The sequence below is a fragment of the Psychrobacter okhotskensis genome, from assembly GCF_965638355.1.
GTDB lineage: Bacteria > Pseudomonadota > Gammaproteobacteria > Pseudomonadales > Moraxellaceae > Psychrobacter > Psychrobacter okhotskensis.
This window is the reverse complement of sequence record NZ_OZ281822.1, coordinates 649,984-668,294: the sequence shown is the minus strand read 5'-3', so window position 1 is coordinate 668,294 and position 18,311 is coordinate 649,984. Positions and strand designations below refer to the sequence as shown.

The 18,311-nt window shown below is 44.4% G+C and carries 13 protein-coding genes; 8 read left to right on the top strand and 5 right to left on the bottom strand.

Features of this window, described 5'->3' with window-relative positions:
- Window positions 1–274: 274 nt before the first annotated feature.
- Complete coding sequence (locus tag ACSUPM_RS02770) at window positions 275–946, bottom strand: hypothetical protein (RefSeq protein ID WP_025652125.1); 672 nt, start codon at window positions 944–946, stop codon at window positions 275–277.
- Window positions 947–1,343: 397 nt separating this feature from the next.
- Between ACSUPM_RS02770 and dapC the strand changes: the two genes are divergently transcribed.
- The 6 genes from dapC to ACSUPM_RS02740 all read left to right on the top strand — a co-directional run bounded on the left by dapC (window position 1,344) and on the right by ACSUPM_RS02740 (window position 8,890).
- A complete protein-coding gene (gene dapC / locus ACSUPM_RS02765) occupies window positions 1,344–2,591 on the top strand; it encodes a succinyldiaminopimelate transaminase (protein WP_436880157.1) in 1,248 nt (415 codons plus the stop codon).
- Between the two features lie 195 nt (window positions 2,592–2,786).
- On the top strand, window positions 2,787–4,745 hold the full coding sequence (locus tag ACSUPM_RS02760) for a DUF294 nucleotidyltransferase-like domain-containing protein (protein WP_201566293.1): 1,959 nt from the start codon (window positions 2,787–2,789) through the stop codon (window positions 4,743–4,745).
- 17 nt (window positions 4,746–4,762) lie between these two features.
- The gene (locus ACSUPM_RS02755; protein ID WP_173240168.1) at window positions 4,763–5,368 is read left to right on the top strand and encodes a 3'-5' exonuclease; all 606 of its coding nucleotides are present in this window, start codon (window positions 4,763–4,765) and stop codon (window positions 5,366–5,368) included.
- A gap of 94 nt (window positions 5,369–5,462) precedes the next feature.
- Complete coding sequence (locus ACSUPM_RS02750) at window positions 5,463–7,535, top strand: D-alanyl-D-alanine carboxypeptidase/D-alanyl-D-alanine-endopeptidase (RefSeq protein WP_436880156.1); 2,073 nt, start codon at window positions 5,463–5,465, stop codon at window positions 7,533–7,535.
- Between the two features lie 139 nt (window positions 7,536–7,674).
- Window positions 7,675–8,190: an ABZJ_00895 family protein gene (locus ACSUPM_RS02745; protein WP_436880155.1), complete on the top strand. Its 516-nt coding sequence runs from the start codon at window positions 7,675–7,677 to the stop codon at window positions 8,188–8,190.
- A gap of 160 nt (window positions 8,191–8,350) precedes the next feature.
- Window positions 8,351–8,890, top strand: a complete 540-nt coding sequence (locus ACSUPM_RS02740; protein WP_025652120.1) for a DUF421 domain-containing protein — start codon at window positions 8,351–8,353, stop codon at window positions 8,888–8,890.
- A 219-nt stretch (window positions 8,891–9,109) separates the two neighbouring features.
- On the opposite strand, the gene ACSUPM_RS02735 is transcribed toward ACSUPM_RS02740, so the two are convergent.
- Window positions 9,110–9,556 carry a DUF2147 domain-containing protein gene (locus ACSUPM_RS02735; protein ID WP_025652119.1) on the bottom strand — a complete coding sequence of 149 codons (447 nt, stop codon included), beginning with the start codon at window positions 9,554–9,556 and terminating at the stop codon, window positions 9,110–9,112.
- Window positions 9,557–9,792: 236 nt separating this feature from the next.
- Between ACSUPM_RS02735 and rlmH the strand changes: the two genes are divergently transcribed.
- Together rlmH and ACSUPM_RS02725 are read left to right on the top strand one after the other, a co-directional pair.
- Entirely contained in the window at window positions 9,793–10,281 is a 489-nt protein-coding gene (gene rlmH, locus ACSUPM_RS02730) for a 23S rRNA (pseudouridine(1915)-N(3))-methyltransferase RlmH (RefSeq protein ID WP_025652118.1), read from the top strand.
- Window positions 10,282–10,458: 177 nt separating this feature from the next.
- Window positions 10,459–11,361, top strand: a complete 903-nt coding sequence (locus tag ACSUPM_RS02725) for a DODA-type extradiol aromatic ring-opening family dioxygenase (RefSeq protein ID WP_227674858.1) — start codon at window positions 10,459–10,461, stop codon at window positions 11,359–11,361.
- A gap of 35 nt (window positions 11,362–11,396) precedes the next feature.
- On the opposite strand, the gene ACSUPM_RS02720 is transcribed toward ACSUPM_RS02725, so the two are convergent.
- The 3 genes from ACSUPM_RS02720 to ACSUPM_RS02710 all read right to left on the bottom strand — a co-directional run bounded on the left by ACSUPM_RS02720 (window position 11,397) and on the right by ACSUPM_RS02710 (window position 18,088).
- On the bottom strand, window positions 11,397–12,890 hold the full coding sequence (locus ACSUPM_RS02720; RefSeq protein WP_436880154.1) for an amidase: 1,494 nt from the start codon (window positions 12,888–12,890) through the stop codon (window positions 11,397–11,399).
- A gap of 140 nt (window positions 12,891–13,030) precedes the next feature.
- Entirely contained in the window at window positions 13,031–13,540 is a 510-nt protein-coding gene (locus tag ACSUPM_RS02715) for a hypothetical protein (protein WP_201566290.1), read from the bottom strand.
- 1,185 nt (window positions 13,541–14,725) lie between these two features.
- Window positions 14,726–18,088, bottom strand: coding sequence for a DNA translocase FtsK (locus ACSUPM_RS02710; protein WP_201565944.1), 3,363 nt, complete (start codon window positions 18,086–18,088; stop codon window positions 14,726–14,728).
- Window positions 18,089–18,311: the final 223 nt, after the last annotated feature.

The window sequence follows — 18,311 nt, the reverse complement described above, 5'->3', positions numbered from 1 at the left end:
CCAAGTCATTAATCCATTTTTGGTTTTGTATAATTGAATTCAAGTAACTTTGATACAAGGAAACCGAGTGCAAGCGATGCATTAGCATGCTTAGCGAGTATAACGATGTAGCGAATTTATATATAGTCAATTCGACATAAAATCGATATGCTAATGTTATCAGTGTTACTGGTGCAAATTTTACTTGCGTGCTGTGTCTACGCTGACAGAGGCTGCGCAAAATTTATCCCAGCAGTACGGTATTGGTTTGATAGTGATTCAACTATAGAATTGATTATATGATGCTTTTATATATCATTTCGCTAGCATGCTCGTTGAGCTCATCATCAGCCAAATCTGGTGGCAATATATTTGCCTCTAGCTGCTGCTCCCCCAAGAGTAATCGTCCCGCATCAACCTCCTTTTTGAGCAAGCATTGCAAGCTTGAGAGATGAAACTGGGCATCGTAATGCTCATAGAGTGCTTTTAAAGAGATAGGTGCTTTTGCATGCACATCGAGATACAGACTGTCAGCGGCTAAGATAGTCATCTCATTCAGCGCCTCTTCGCGCAGTAGCTCTTGTTTATTGATTCGGCGTTGTAGATTATTGGCCAATCGACCTTTAAAAGCCAACATAACGATAAAAATCAGCGTTTGTAGCACAAATAAAGCCACATACTGCCATAGCGGCAGCGAGATATTTAATAGCTTGCTGAGCGACATCAGTACCATCGCTACGACCACATAGCTGACCAGTTGCCATAGCAGCCACATCATAAAGCTGTTCTCACCGAACCAAAACATTTGGCGCTCTTTTAGGCGAATCAGATGCTGACGCGCCTGCCACCAATGATGCTCACGCTGCTTTAATTGCCTATACAACTCTGCGCGCGGCGTACTATTATCAAAGTTTTTGTTATTGATATCTTTGGCATTGAGATCATCAGTCTTTGAGACACTAGCCATATCAAATTATCCTCAGCATAATCTGTCGTTAACACTGACAGTTACTTTTATATTATTATCATGCCAATCCCAAAAATGTGATTAGCGGTATCAAGCTCACTTAGTGTACTAAATGTAGTACTGGCATTCGCCTTCCTTGCTAGTCAAGTTTTTACAGATGCTATCAGCTGTAAAGCACCAAGCAGCTATAAAGCACCAAACTTACGATAATGCCTGCAATCTTCTTAGGTTTGCCTGTCGCTTCAATCAATGAATAATTTCTAATTAGCATTTATTTAAGAGACGATAAATTAGCAGCGATAAGAAAAAGACAAAAAATAAGGGAAGTGCTACACTGCTCGAATGTAAATTTTCTTTATAACTTTATTATTAATTGTCTATTATAGTTACCCTACTTATGAATCACAACTTGAACGCTCTGCATCCTTATCCCTTCGCTAAGATGGCAACTTTACTTGCTAATAGTACGCCAGCCCATAACCACAGTGAAATCAAGCTCGGTATTGGTGAGCCGAAACATGAGCCACCTGAATTTGTGCTGGACGTCCTACGTGAAAACTTGGACAAAATAAGCCGTTATCCAAACACTAATGGCCTCTTTGAGCTACGCCAAACCATTGCTCACTGGCTTGAGAGGCGCTTTTTTTTAAATCACGTCGATGCCAAAACGCAAGTATTGCCCGTCATGGGCACGCGTGAGGCGATTTTTAGTTTTGTGCAAGCGGTTGTTGATCATAAGGCTAAGACAACAGATAATATAGAAAACCACCAGTTGCCTAGCTCATCGACTGGCTCATCGCCTACTGTGGTCATGCCCAATCCGTTTTATCAGATATACGAAGGTGCTGCGATACTGGCGCAAGCAACGCCTTACTTTGTGCCTTGCACGCTAGACAATGATTTTAAAGGCAATTATCGCGCTGTACCGAAAGAAGTATGGATGCAAACACAGCTGTTATTCGTGTGTAGTCCGAACAATCCAACAGGTTCGGTCATGACGATGGATGATTGGGAGTATCTCATTCGCCTGTCAGACCAATATGACTTTATCATTGCCAGTGACGAATGTTATAGCGAGCTATATTTTGATACCGCGCCGATTGGACTCCTGCAAGCTTGTGCAGCCTTGGGTCGTCATAACTTTAAAAACTGTGTGGTGTTTCATTCATTATCAAAACGCTCCAACTTACCCGGTCTGCGTTCGGGCTTCGTCGCTGGTGATGCAGAGATTTTGCATGCTTATTTGCAATATCGCACCTATCAGGGCTGCGCGATGCCCATCCCTCATCAGCTGGCGTCTATCGCAGCGTGGCAAGATGAGAAACATGTCGAGCACAATCGCGCGCTGTACCAAGAAAAATTCGCGCTGTGGATGGCTGAGCTTGGTGAACCGTTAGCACTGCGGATGCCAGAAGCGGGATTTTACTTTTGGGTCAAAGTCCCCGAGCAGTTCGCGGGCGATGACGAGGCATTTGTGAAAGCCTTGTACGAGCAGACCAATATCCACGCCTTAGCTGGGCGCTATTTGTCACGTGAGGTCAATGGCAACAACCCCGGTCAAGGTTATGTGCGTATTGCACTGGTTGCCAGTGTCGAAGAGAGCCGTGAGGCCATCAGTCGTATTCGTCAGTTGCTTGGCGCATAACAGTCGCTTTAACAGCATTCACCTTTAACGGCAGTAGTCCTTAAAGCAGTAAGTTCTAAAAAATATATCCACCTCTACATAACAACCTCCAATAACCACAATAATAATATGGTTATTGTGGTTATTGGAGGTTTTTTGCTTTAATAGTGCTATAGTAAAGCGTCTACTATTGAATATGCCATCAAGGATGATGCCATGCCCCATCTTGATTTTACCCAGCCACCGTTTGATGTTTTTCGTTTATCTGAACGGCAAAGTATCAGAAAGCACACCCAAATTCGCTATCTTGCCAAAAATGAAAGCTTGGCTACTGAAGACATGCAGTATCTTTATGTGGTCATCAAAGGGCAAATTGAGCAACTGCTTGATGGTGAATTTGTCGCTTCCTACTTGGGTAGCAATCACTCTGACCACTTGAATAGCAACGACTGGTTCGATAGTCGGCGTCTGCCCAAATCGCTAACAGAGAAAACATCGGTAGCAGACTCAGACATAAATACTACCAACCCCTCACCCTACCAGTTCCGTGCGGCTGAAGACACTCTACTGCTACAAGTTGATGGTACGGCCGTGGACAAAATCAGTGCGCAAAACCATTTGGTACGCCAGTTATTGTCAGACAAATTGCCTGAACGGTTAAAAGCCTTACAACAGCGTCGTAGTAGTCAAGGCTTAGATATTGATGGCTATAATGATCAGCAAGAAGTACAGCAAATCATGCTGCAGCCAGTGATTGATGTCAATCTATTGCCGGTACACATTGTCGATGCCAATAATAGCTTATACGAAGCCGCTCATACTATGACCAAAGCGGGGCTAAAACATGTACTGATAAGACCCTTAAATCATTTAGAAAATATAAAAGAAACATCACATGGCACCGGTCATCTGCTCGGCATCTTGACCGATAGCGATATTTGCCGTGCCGTGAGCGAACAGCAAGACCCTGCCACTACCCTTTGCCAGCGTTATGCCAACTTCAATCTGCGTACCATCAAGGCTGATGACGAGATTGGTGATGCGCTATTGACCATGACCCGCTACCGCATTCATAGGCTTCCGGTGATTGACAGCAATGGAGACGTCGCAGGCGTACTGGGACAAAGCGATATGCTCGCCCATATCGGGCATCATTCGCAGCTCATTAGTATTCAAATCGGGCAAGCAAAAGACTTGCCGAGCCTAGATACGGCAGTCGAGCTCATCGGTCGCTATATCCGTGCGCAACATCAAAACGGTGTCAAAATTGGCAATATTAGCCGCATGGTACAGACGCTCAATGCCCAAGTTTTCACCAAACTCTGGCGACTTATCGTTCCTGAAGACATTGTGGAAAATACTTGCCTAATCGTCATGGGGTCAGAGGGTCGCGGCGAGCAAATCATGCGTACTGACCAAGATAATGCCTTAATTATCCGTGATGGCTTTACCCATCCTGACTTGGCGCAGTTCGCTGATACCTTTAACAACCACTTGGCAAACCTTGGTTATCCGTTATGTGATGGCAATATCATGATGACCAATCCGATGTGGCGCCAGCCGTTAAAACAGTTCAAAGCAAACCTCAGTTTGTGGTTTAAAAACAGCGATCCGATGCACAGTATTTATTTGTCCGCCATACTGGACGGCGAATATGTCTGCGGCGATGAGTCGCTACTCACTGAAGTGCGCGACCATCTAAAAACAGCGCATAGGCAATCTGATCCAATGTTCGTCCGTCAGTTCGCCCGTGCCGCCTTACAGTTTGGTGATGTCAATCAGTGGTGGCAAAAGTTCGTGCCCCTGCTAGGCGGTAAGCCCAGCGCACAAGATATTGACTTAAAAAAAGCCGGTATCTTTCCGCTGGTTCATGGTATTCGCACTTTGGCATTAGAGAATGATGTCTTACACGTGCCTAGCACCAAAGGTCGTCTAAAGGCATTGGTAAGCAGTCATGCCTTAACCCAAGAACGTGCCGACACTTTATTAGAGGCGTTAGAGTTTTTTATGGCGCAGCGTTTATCCGTGGCGCTCTCTACCGATGACAAGCATGCGCGGCAGGTCAATCCGACGACGTTATCAGCGCTCGAGCGCGACCTATTAAAAGAGTGTCTGGCGGTGGTCAAAAGCTTTAAGGCGCAGCTCAGACAGCACTATCAACTAGAAATTTCTTGAATGGACGATCGACGAATATGGGTTGGTTTCGACAGTTATCATGCGCGTGGCAAAAGAAGCATCTACAGCGTCCAGAGCTAGCAACGATGTTTGCTCCATCAGCACCTGAGCAGTGGGTAGCGATTGATTGTGAGATGACTGGACTCAATCCAAAAAAGCACCACTTACTGTCTATAGCTGCGATTCATATCAATGGCAATACTATCGATACTGGTAATGGCATGCATCTGGTTTGCAGACCGCCAGTGATGCCTGACCGCGATACTATCGTGATTCATGGTCTGCGTACCGCTGATGTCGAGCATGGCATGAGCTATGATGAGATGTTGGCATTACTGCTACCCTTTATTAATAATCGACCGATAGTGGGGTTCTGCCCACAAATAGATACGGGGTTTTTGAATCCCTTGGTGAAACGCTATATGGGCACGACATTACCGAACGAAGTCATTGATGTGCGGCATTTATACAGTCGGCGTATGGGCGATCGCACGCAGGGTATCCCCACTCAGTCACAACAGCTGGGCAATATCTTAGCGCATTATCAGATTCCCAAATTGGGAAGCCACGATGCGTATAACGATGCTATCATGACAGCAATGGCATTTTTACATGTACGTTAGAGCGTGTTGATGTTGAGAGGGGCTCGCTACAGCTACGCGAAAACAGCAACTCATGTTACCATAGTCTGATTTTTTACCTGATGACAGACTGCTCATGCTACTCACTTCTAAACCCTCTAATGACCCTGCTATTACCACCAAACATCAATCGCTTGCGAAATATCTGAGACTGTTTATGCCGTCTGGCAAAAGCTTCTCCACGCTGGCCTTGTTGGCAGCTATTATGGCATCGCCGCTCTATGCACAAGCGGCTCTACCAGCAGCCATTCAAGCCGCGCTAGGGCGAGCCGATTTAACCGCAGCAGATATCAGTATGGTCATCACCCCAGTGGGTGATAAAAATGCCAGTCGCTTACCCGTGCCCATTCAGGTTATTAATAGCAGCAAAATCACTAATAGTGACAAGCATAGTGATGATCATATTAACAAGCAAAACACAACCGTCTATCAGAGTCCATTGCTAACGATCGAGAAGCAGACGATCCAAAAGCATGAGCAACAGCTACACGCTTATACCGATGATCCTTATACTTATCAAAGTTTAAAGAATACGCCATCGATACTGCCAGATGATACTTCAACATCTGCCAATAATGGCAGTAGCAATGAAGGTAGCGACGTTGCGACAAACTCTGCGCCTACAAATGCTACGCCTACAAAAAATACCTCTATCAAGATTTCATTTTCACCGTTGATCAATCATCAAGCCGACATCCCTCGCACACCTGCCAGTACGATGAAGCTCGTTCCCAGTTTTATTGCCTTGGACACACTTGGTGCTGACTTTGTCTGGCATACACGCGTGTATCATAGCGGCATTATCATCGGCGACCGTTTGCATGGGGACTTAATCATTCAAGGAAGTGGCGACCCAAAGATGACCCATGAGCGCTTACAGCAGCTACTCTATCGCGTACAAGCAGCGGGTATTCGCCATATCGACGGTGATATTATTATTGATAGTGCGGTCTTTAGTCATGTGAGTAAAGATCCGGCAGCCTTTGATAACGCGCCCCTACGGCCTTATAACGCTAGCCCTGATGGTTTTTTGGTGAATTTTAGTACAATAGGTATCAAGAGCTACCCGTTAGATAATGGGCAAGCAAGCCTAAACTACACACCAAAATTGGCCGATTATCAGCTGCCGACTACGATCAACATGCGCAAGGCTTCCTGTGGTCAAGCCCGTTATAGCCTAGCACCGCAGTGGCAATCGACGCAGCTAACGTTAAATAACAACCTACCAGACAGCTGCGGCGAGCATGTTTTTTATGTCGCCTATCCTGACCCCAAAGACTTTGCGGCGCGCGTCATCGCGGCCAAATGGCAAGCACTGGGCAACACCCTAAGTGGCAAGATCATCTCACAAGAAACGCCTTATCAGACCGCAAAAAATAGCAAATCGACGCAGGGTTTGGCAGCGTTATCGATGGCACCCTTGCCGCTGGTCAGTTACCCCTCTTTAACCTTAACCCAGCAGATTTATGATATTAATCATTTTTCTAACAATGTTATGACCGAGCAAGTTGCACTATCTATTGGTGCTTATAGCCAATCTGCAATGGTTAACAGTACAACCAAAGCAAGTAGCGTTGAAGCCGTAGATAATAAAAGTAATATAGAATCCAATATAACTAGCGGAAATAATAATACATCGAGCAATGCTAACGCCGTAGATAATAAAACCATGAGCAAGCAGACAAGCAGCTTATATCAGTTTGGCAAACCTGCTGCTACAGACTATCCTGCGGCATTACAAACGATAAATCAGTGGTGGGAGAGTCATCTGAACACCCCGCCACCCTATCTGACCAATGGCTCAGGACTCTGCCGCGACTGTGCCATCACGGCCGCTAATTTAAGCGAGTTGTTAACCTATGCTTATAGCCATCCTAGTTTCGATGCTTATGTCAATTCGTTAGGCGTCGCTGGGGTCAGTGGCACCATTGCCGCTCATGGCGAGCGCTTGCCTGAGTCGGACGCTATCGGTCGCGCGTGGATAAAAACGGGCACTTTAAATAACGTCACATCGATGGCAGGATATGTCAAAGGCTTGTCTGGGCAGGATTATGTCGTCGTTGGCCTTATCAATACCGAACAGGCGTTAAATGCTACTACCGCCAGACCGGTATTGGATGCAATGCTCGACTGGACCGCTCAGCAATGATTGGTCTTTATCAAGTAATATAAATAAATAGCTCTAACAAATAGCGCTCAACCTTCTCTATTGATTTATCGCACATTTTTATTGCCTTATTTTGCACTGTTATCGATAGTCAGTGTTTTACCTTTATAAAGGTCAGCTTATGTCACGTAAGACCACGGCACTCAGCAAGTCTACTACTCAATCTGCACACACTGGGTCGCCACAAAGCAGCAAATTAACGTCGCCTAAACTGACACAATATGTTGGTTTTTTTACGGTAGGTTATATTCTTGCCAGCGCGATATTTATGATGATTCAGACCAAACTTGCCCTAAACTCGCAATTGGTCACCGTACTTTCTATCATTATTGGCGCTTATATTGCGGTCAGTAAATTTATTAAGCATCAACAGCGCGCCCTGAATAAAAGTGAAATCAATCGCTTGACGTTAAGCGGGGTTGCGGTGGTCTGGTTATTGACTGCTATTTATTTCTTAGGCATCTGGTTCTTTTTATTCGACGCGGTGAACCGTGAAGTCTTGGTCGAGATGGCTATGCAGCAACCTCTACCGCTAGTTTCTGCTTTAGTCATGATACTGGTACTGACTTTTATCAGTGCGCGTATCAGTATTTGGGCGCTGAATCGTCTGCTTGATCCCAAACGCAAAACCCTTTGAATTTGAACACGCCTGACTCTCTACAACGTACTACAAAGTTTTTTCACTATTAGGGTGTGAATTCCGTTACGCTAGTTTTAGCTAGCGTAACCTTCAGATTGAAGACACGCCCTAGCCTTTAACATTGAACTACTTTGTATTATTGATAGGAGTTGACACTATGGACATGCTATTTTTTGACAACATAGACAAGCTTGGACGCATCGTTTTGACCACTGTGATGGTGTACATCCTAATCGTGCTGACCACCAAAATCTCTGGTAAGCGCTCCACTTCTCAGCTCAATAACTTTGATTGGGTCGTCACCGTGATGATTGGCTCATTGGGTGCCAGTACCATATTGCTCAAAGAAATCCCCCTTATCGAAGGCATGGCTTCTATTTTGGTTCTATACCTATTACAGTTTTTGGTCACCAAATATGCCTCTATTTCACCGCAATTTAGCAGTTTTATTTTGTCAGAGCCGCGCATCGTTTTTTATCAAGGGCAGTTTTTGCCAGATGCTATGAATGCTGAGCGCCTGACGCGTCAAGAAATCGAGTGTGCTATGCGTTCTGAAGGCATTAATAATTTCGATGATGTAGAGGCCATCGTTTTTGAATCTGACGCTAAGCTGACGATTATTCCTAGACCAAGCGATAGTGATAATAGCCAACATACAGAAGACAAAGTCTCGCAAACCATCGCGCCACTTATGTGATGTCGTTAGCCGTAAATGTCGTGCAGTAGTAAATGTCGTGAATAGTAATAGCAACTTGTTAAAGATACAGACATAAAAAAGGATAGCCAATTTGATCGGCCATCCTTTGTTGTTAAATTTATACTCAACGAGACTATTTCTGAAATTACAGCTTTCTGAAATTACAGCTTTCTGAATTATAGTCTTGCTAAATGGTTTAGCTGATCGATAGCCTAACCTTTACTTGATGCGTTTCCATGTCTGCGAACGACCAAAGAGTGGCGAGCCAACATAGCCTCGCAGGTCTAGACTTTGACCGTTGTCACTTAACGTAAGTTTGCCAGAATACGTTTTGCCAGATTCAGGATCTACTAACTTGCCATCGCTCCATTTATTATTACCATCGGCTTTTAGGCCTGATAAAATTTGCAAACCTTCAACAGGTTGATTTTTAAGGCTGCCAGGGCACTTAGTACAAACGGCTTTAGCATTTTCTTTGTTGAGTACTTTGATTATTTTTCCTGACACCTTGCCATTGCTCTCACTCAGCTGAATGATGGCCTTTTTTTCACCCGTTTTGTCATCAATGGTTTGCCATTGCGAGCCATTTAAAGAGGCAGCAAAAACAGAGGTAGATAGCAGAGCACCAGCGGTAAAGGTAAGTAAACTCGATATAGTACGATTCATAAACGACTCCTTTCGTTAAAAAAATTTTCAATTGAACTTATGATGCATTAAAAAAATAGCATAAAGACATTATACAATAACTCCTTACTTCTCAAGATAACAATGAAGTAAAGAACAACTGTTTGTCGAATGCTAGTAAAGCATAAAAAAAGCTTTGTAAAAGGGTTGTTTGTTACGGCAACTTAACCTTAAAAATTTTTTGTTACATTTTCTCAATTATTGACATGGTATGTATTATGAAAGTAAGAATTTTGACGGTTGGTAACAAGATGCCGAGCTGGGTGCAGACGGGTTTTGATGAATATTTTAAACGTATCCAGCCAATGCTCAGCACAGAAATTGTTGAGCTTGCCGCCGCCAAACGTGCCAAAAACCCTTCGAATGCCAATCTCGCCCAGTACCGCGAGCAAGAAGGTCAGGCGATATTAGCCGCTCATAATGCAGCGGGACGTGAGCAGTTATGGGTATTGGATGTCAAAGGAAAGATGCTCTCGACAGAAGGATTGGCCGATAAATTGGCCGGTGCCATGCAGCAAGGCGATGATATCGCCCTAGTCATAGGTGGCGCTGATGGCGTATCGCCGGACGTATTGGCAAAAGCTGATGTGAAATGGTCGTTATCCGCGCTGACCTTGCCGCACCCATTAGTACGGGTGGTGTTGATGGAGCAACTATATCGGGCGATGAGCATCAATCACAACCACCCTTATCATCGTGGCAACTAAAAACCTTAACAATTGAAAACTTAAGCAATTGAAAGCTTTAATATCAAAAATCTTAGCTACTGAAAATTATAGCCATTAAAAATAGCATGAATGCTATATTAATGGATAACGGTTTGCTTAAAAAAGATACCTCATCAAAGCGATTGAAAAATGGGCGCGCGCCCTAATAAACGGAACATGAAATACCCAAAACGAGCGACATCGAACGCCCCTTATGCGCATCAGCAACGTGAGTCACATCACCAAGAGCTGCATAAGCCTATTACCACCACAGCAGCTTTGGCAGAGGTCCAGGCTGGGCAGTTAACTGCGCCCAATTTAGCCAAGCTACCAGCAGTATTTATCTCGCATGGTGCCCCAACGCTGGCGATTGAACAATCGGCCACAACCAGCGCCTTGGCTCGTATCGGGCAAAACTTACCTAAGCCACGTGCCGTCGTCATTATGTCGGCGCATTGGCAGTCGGCAAAGTTGGAAATCAGTAGTAACCCAAGACCAAAGACATGGCATGACTTTTCGGGCTTTGCGCCTGAGCTATACGAGCTACAATACCCTGCTGCTGGTCACCCAGCGCTCGCTGAATCGTTAGCGCAGCAATTAACGGCACGTGGTATCGCCTGTAGCGTCAATCCGATGCGCGTCTGCGATCATGGCGTTTGGGCACCGCTTATACACCTCTATCCGCTGGCCGATGTGCCTGTCGTCCAGATATCATTGCCACGGCACTATGACAGTGTTGCCTGTTATCAGCTAGGCGCGCAACTGGCGCAGCTACGTCGTGAGCAAATCCTCGTCATTGGTTCAGGCAATATCACTCATAATCTGCAAGCCCTACGCTGGCAAGCTGATAGCATAGATGAGACGGCACAAGACTTTAAGCTATGGTTACTCCAGCAGCTCAAAACAGACATCCCAGCAGCATTAGACTGGCAGCAATATCCTAATTATCGAAGCATACATCCGAGCGATGAGCATCTATTACCACTATTTTTTGCCCTAGGAGCTGGTCAACGCGTCTCGGTGGTGCATCAAAGTATTGCGCACCACAGCTTAGGAATGGATATCTTTCGCTTTGATTAAGCAACTTTCAAGCCATAGCGATAGCAAAAATACAATTACTTTTCAAAAGCAGCTTTGGTAAACAACCCAGCGCGCTCCATTTCGCCCGCAACACTAAATAGCGTCGTCTCATCATTCATACGCCCAATCAACTGCACCCCAATCGGTAAACCCTTTTTGCTCATACCTACTGGCAACGACATGGCAGGCAGTCCAGTGACGTTGCCCAGCAAAGTAAAGGCCATTTTGCCCAGTACAGGCTGACTAAGTTTTTCAATCATCCCTGAGCTAAAGGCATATTTACCCATATCGATGCCTTTGTTGAGTAAGCCTGCGCTGCGCATGAGCATCTCATCCATACGACTTGGTGGTAGCACGCCATGCTTAACCGCAGGCGTCGGTACGGTCGGACACAGAATCATATCGTAGATGTCGAGTAATAGACCCGTTTGATATTGACTGTCATGCCAGCCCTGCTTAGCATGCGCCAAGTCAACGGCAGAGAGCGAGCGTCCCAACATCGCCATGTTATAGGTTTGCGGCTCTAGATTCTTTATATGTTCCGAGCCAAATGTGCGTTCAATATTATCAATGGTAAAGGCGGTATGGGTGCAAACCACCACTAAAAAATCATGCCAAAATTGCTCGATATTAATATTTGGCTCGGCAGGTACCACTCGATGTCCCATAGCTTCTAATTGCTTTGCCGTCTGCTCCAGAACGTTCAAAACTTCTTTGTCTACTACGGTATTGGCGACTAGTGGCTGCTGGTGCAAAGCTATCGTTAATTGCCGAGGGGCGCGCATCGCTGCTTGTAAAAATGTCCCATCAGGTGGCGCAATCACATAAGGCGCGCCAATCTCAGCGCCACTGGTAGCGTCGAGCATAGCGGCACTGTCACGTACGCTACGAGTAATCACATGATCGGCAACTGCCCCTTCCCAACCTTCCCCGAATGAGGGGCCTATGGGGTTACGTCCACGACTGGGTTTGAATCCAAACGCTCCGCACCATGCTGCCGGAAAACGTATTGAGCCGCCACCATCGCCAGCACCTGCCATCGGTACGATACCGCTCGCCACCGCCGCCGCGCTACCACCCGATGAGCCACCAGAGCTATAGCCCTTTTTGAATGGATTGTGGGTGGCACCGTGCGCTTTGGGTTCAGTGGTGATGATTAAACCAAACTCTGGCGTATTGGTCTTACCAAAGGTATTGACACCCGTCGCTTTCATACGTTTAACGATTTCACTGTCGTTTTCTGGCACGACATTCACGCTACGACTGCCCATGGTAATCGGCTCATCAGCAAAATAAAACGAGAGGTCTTTGAGTAGATAAGGCACTCCATTAAATGCGCCTGCTGGCAATCCTGCCTGCGCGGCATTATAGGCACGCTCATCAAAGCGATGGATAATCGCATTTAATTTTGGATTGATTGTGTTGGCTTGCTGAGTCGCAGCATCTAGCAACTCTTTGGCACTGACCTCACCCGAGTTGACGAGCGCGCCTAAACCTAGGGCATCATATTGGGTATATTCTTTAAACATAGTAGCGTCCTTGCTGGATGGATTACTTGATTGTATCGCGTAAACAATACAGGTAGCCAGTGCAAACCTACTACTTCTTGGTAATTAAAGAATTCCATAAAGTTTTCATCTAAACATATGCTTCAAGTTTATTATCTGGCTTAACTACCGAATATATTGATACCTATATTATAAAACGCCGTAATCAAAACAATAATAGTAAAAATAAAACTCAAAATAAGCACTAACCAATACCCTAGGGTAGCCTCTGCAAGTGAATCTACTTTTATTATTTTGGCCATGCCTATAGCAATGACTATAAATACAGCCGTAGATAAGTAGATGAGTTCTAACCAACTCGCTCTGCCATCGATAATATCTATGATCACTCTTATGGTAAATATAGTTATTAGTAAAAATATCAACAATTTTTCAAAAAATAATTGATTGTGAGTCGGTATTTTATGAGAGTCGCCATGGCCACTGAAACGGTCTCCTACCAGCAATACTTTTCCAACGACACCATACCAACTTAAAATAACACCAATAGCCAAAGAGCCTATAGAATATATCAGCTCAAAACCCTCTGGATCAAACAGTGAGACAGCTCCTAGCAACATCATTGGCAAGCCAACCAAAATAGCCAACCCTCTAAAAATTATATCTCTCATGATTTCTCATTTAGGTATCAGGCATAAAATCATTTTGACTTAAACTTAAAATAGATATGTAAATTAGCATAGAATATACAGTAAGAAGTCACATCATTAAGCTTATAATCAATAATGTACATATTTAGATAAGCAAAGGTGACTACCAAAAAAGTAGTCATCAGCAGACCAAAAAATAGCACGGCTTCGGTACTTTTCGTTTTTTCAATTATTTGCTTATGCTTATTTTTAAAATGAAACCAGCAGCCATAGAAGAATACAACTGACAGTATTAATAAAAGAATCTTTATCTTTTCTAATGAAAGTGCAAAGTAGTCAATGATACTCCACAGTAGAGTTAATATACTAAAAACAGGAAAGACAAGAAGATCGAACATTAAAAAAAACAGCTAATATGACGATCAAACTAAGGATAATCAGTCGGTAACTAGTAAAGCTAGTTTTCTTATTGGCAATACTATCGAGACGTATTTTATTTTCCATTGTTCTACTCCGATACATATAGATCCATAAATGACATACTTGGTTATTTATAATAGTATTTATAATAAGATTCAAAAAACGTAAGACCTAAACCCATAATAAAAATACTAATATAAAAAGCATCTGAAAATGGTACGCTCAACATATCAATTAATATGATCGCAGCTAATAAAAATAGAATAATACTATAAATACCTGAAGCAACATCTTCTAAAAAATATAAATATTTAGCCATTAATTTTTCATCATACCTTTTAGCGAAATAGATGCCGAAAATTACGCTAGCGATAAGCGTAGGAATCAAACCTAATATAACGACACCGAATAAAGTATTTATTGGAGTCAGACTAACGATATATTTGTGTCCTAAACTATAAAGCCAATAAGGTAGAAATCCTATATTGAACACTAATATGACTAGTGAAATTATACTGTATAAAGTAAGTCTATACTTTTCATAGAATCTCGTTATATTCTTAATACCTTTTATACTTCGCATATGCACTATCAGCGTCCTCCATGACGACACACTCAATTTGGCTATAAAAAACTAATGTTCACTATTTTATACAGGAGTAACCTTTAAGTTTCAATGAAATATTTTAACGTTCACTATGTGATTTTCAATGTCAGACCTGATAATTAAAAAAGACGAACCACTCTCGTGACTCGTCTTTTTTATTGTTTAATATAATCTAAATGCTACATCAATAACTCACGCTTACCACTTTTACCCATCGAACTGACCAAGCCAGCCTCTTCCATTGAGTCAACGATACGAGCAGCACGGTTATAACCGATGCTAAACTTGCGCTGAATACTAGAGGCAGAGACTTTTCGCGTCTCCATAATAAACGCCACAGCATCGTTATAAAGGTCATCGTCCTCACCAGAAGCATTCGCCGTACTACCACCGCCACTAGGACTAGACAGTTCAAAGTTGCCTGCCATATTATCGATATAATCAGGCGCACCGCGTTCACGCCATGCATCACAGACGCGGTTGACCTCTTCATCGCTGACATATGCACCATGCACACGGTCTGGCTCAATTTGCCCAGGTCCTAAAAACAGCATATCGCCATTACCAAGCATGTCTTCGGCACCGCCACTGTCTAGAATCGTTCGCGAATCCACTTTTGAGTTCACTCGTAACGCTGCACGCACTGGGATATTGGCTTTAATCAAACCCGTGATAACATCGACCGATGGACGCTGGGTGGCAAGCATCAAATGAATCCCTGCCGCGCGTGATTTTTGCGCCAAGCGCGTGATCAGTTCTTCAGCTTGTTTGCCGACTTGCATAATCATATCGGCAAACTCATCCGCGACAATGACAATCATCGGCAAAGTTTTTAGCTTCGGTGCTTGGCTGATGCTGACACTATCATTGGGTCGCCATAAAGGGTCAAGCATAGGATTGCCTGATTTCTCAGCAGCAATGACCTTTTTATTGAACTCGTTAAGCTTACGCACCTTTAATAAGCTCATTAGCTGATAACGGCGCTCCATCTCTGCCACACACCATGACAAGGCACTAGCGGCTTCAGTCATATCGGTGACGACTGGCGTTAGCAGATGCGGAATGTCGTTATAGTTGGCAAGCTCTAATTGCTTTGGATCAATCAAAATCAGACGCAGCTCATTTGGCGTATATTTGAGTAGCATCGACAGTAGCATTGAGTTGACCAATACCGATTTACCAGAGCCTGTGGTGCCCGCAACCAACATATGCGGCGCGCGGGCAAGGTCAGTAATGATGGCATTACCACCGATATCCTTACCCATCGCCATACTGATTTGGGCTTTCGGGTCGTTGAACTTTTCGGTATTTAATAGCTCAATCAAACGCACCATCTCGCGCTTTTTATTGGGCACTTCGATACCGATATAGGGCTTGCCCGGTATGACTTCGACCACACGCAAAGATGCCATTGATAGCGAACGCGCCAAATCGCGTGAAATACCGGTGACCTTACTGGCCTTTACGCCAGCGGCAAGCTCCACTTCAAAGCGCGTGACAACGGGACCCGGAATAGCATTGACCACAGCAGCCTTGACGTTGAACTCTTGCAATTTGATCTCTAATAACTCAGACAATTGCTCAAGCTCAGCAATAGTATAACTGGGCTTACGATCAGGATCTGGTTTATCTAAAATAGAGATCTCAGGGATAGGCGTCAGACTACTGCGATAGGCAGCCGTTTGCATCGAACGAGATTTTTGGCTAAAGGCGGCATCATCACTAATATGAGGCATCACAGGCAGGTCAGTGTCGTCAGCTCGACTGTCATCTTCTGGCATCATATCAGCAATATGGTTACCGCTATCACCCTCTGGCACGGCAAAGCTTACCGTTGGTTTAGACGCAACTATCGGTTCAATAGCTGGCGCTGTGACGGTAGTTTCTACTGTAGGCGGCAGTTTAGGATTAGCCGGTGGCGTATTGGTCGGGGTCATATCAGCGACTGGTGCGACGATACTTACATCATCCTCTTCTGGAGCAGGACTTTGTATTGACAATGGGCTTTTCCATTGCTCTTCATTTGATAACTTGTCTGCTAACTTGTCTGATGACCCAGCAGAGGCGTCATAAGTACTCTCTACTGCTGGCTTTAGTGCTGGCTGTTCAGGTTTATTAGTATCTTCTTCTGTTTCTTGAGAAGGTGGTGAAACAGGCGCATGCTCTGCTAACCAAGACTCTGCCAATGTATCAACTGTTTCATGCGTTTCATGCGTTGTATGACTGTCATCTGACGTTGCAGCTTGAGGCTCATCCATAAGATGAGGCGCGATTTGCTTGCTTGCTGCCCCTACAACTGCCTGCTCGACGCTGTTGTTTGGTTGGTAATTAACAGTAGAGCTTGCTGTTGGTGTCTCTAGCATTGCCGTTTCTGTTACCGCGTCTGTGGCTACTGAGGTCTCAGTTGGTGACTCAGTATGATTCATATAAGTAGGTGCAGCAGCGTCAGAATACTGATTACTGTCTTGAATACTTTGATCGTGAATAGCAAAGTCGCTGGCCAATAGGTCATCAACGGTATTGGCATCATTCCAAGCAAAGCTCGGCTCCACTTTACGGGTAGGCGTCGTGACAGGGTTTGAGGTAGTAGATACCTTGTTCTCGCTAAAGGTGCTAGAGGCATTTACGCTGGTGCTGCTAGGCGTGACGGCGGCGCTTGATAAATGCTCGCTCTGACTATCATTCCTCGCGGATACTGGCGTCGCTGCTGCCATAGAAGCCTTGACGCTAGCACCTAACCCAGAAGTCGCTAAAAAATCAGTCAGTACATGACTGAAACGACCACTATTATCTGCTTGTTGCTTATGCGCAGTGTCCTCAGTAGCTTGCAGCTCAAGGGGCAGCTGCTCATATTCTGCTACCGCTTGCGCGGCTTCTTCGTCAGTTCGACTGTCATCATCACGCTGTTGATGACGTTCTTTAGTTGCCTGCACACTATCACGCTCGTTATCTTGCTTTCTTACACCAGAACCAAGCCATGATAGGGTCATGATTTTTTGATATATCACCAGCCAATGAATATTAAAGGCAAAGGTCGCGGTGATAATCACGAACACCGTTAAAAAAATCACACTCCCCCACTGCGATAATAATTGAGCCAAACGTGCTTGCAGCTCAAGCCCGATAATACCACCCGCTACCCCTTTGAGGCCTGTGGCGACCGGATCGGCTACTTGCTGCACTAAAGCGACCAGTTGCGCGAATAAAGCACTCGCACTTAGGATTAAAAACACATAAGCAACCAAGCGCAGCAACCAAAACGTCGGCTTATTGTCCCACCAAATAAGAATAGATTCATAGACCACAAACGCCAGCAACCACCATGCGCCAAAGCCAAAAAAGCTATAAAGCAGGTCAGATAACCAAGCACCTGTCTCACCACCCATATTATTGATGGTCGTCATATCACTACTGATATGCGACCAGCTTGGATCATTACCGGTATAGGTCAGTAAAATAACAAACAGATAAACTGCCAGTATCAACCCAAGGAGGGTAAATATTCCTTTTTTCAAATACTCAATAAGCGGTGCTGATATCACGTAAGATCTGCCTTGTTATTAATACTAATTGGTCGCCAATGCATGACTAAGCCTAACCATGCTGACATAAAATTCTGATATAACGCACCAATATAAAGTGCTGATATGCATTTACCTAGTGCAGTGTTTATGATGAAGCGCATCAGGCTAAACCTTGTGTAAAAAGGAGTTTAGCCTCATTGATAAGATAAAACATGTGCTTTATCACTTGCCCTTATTTGTC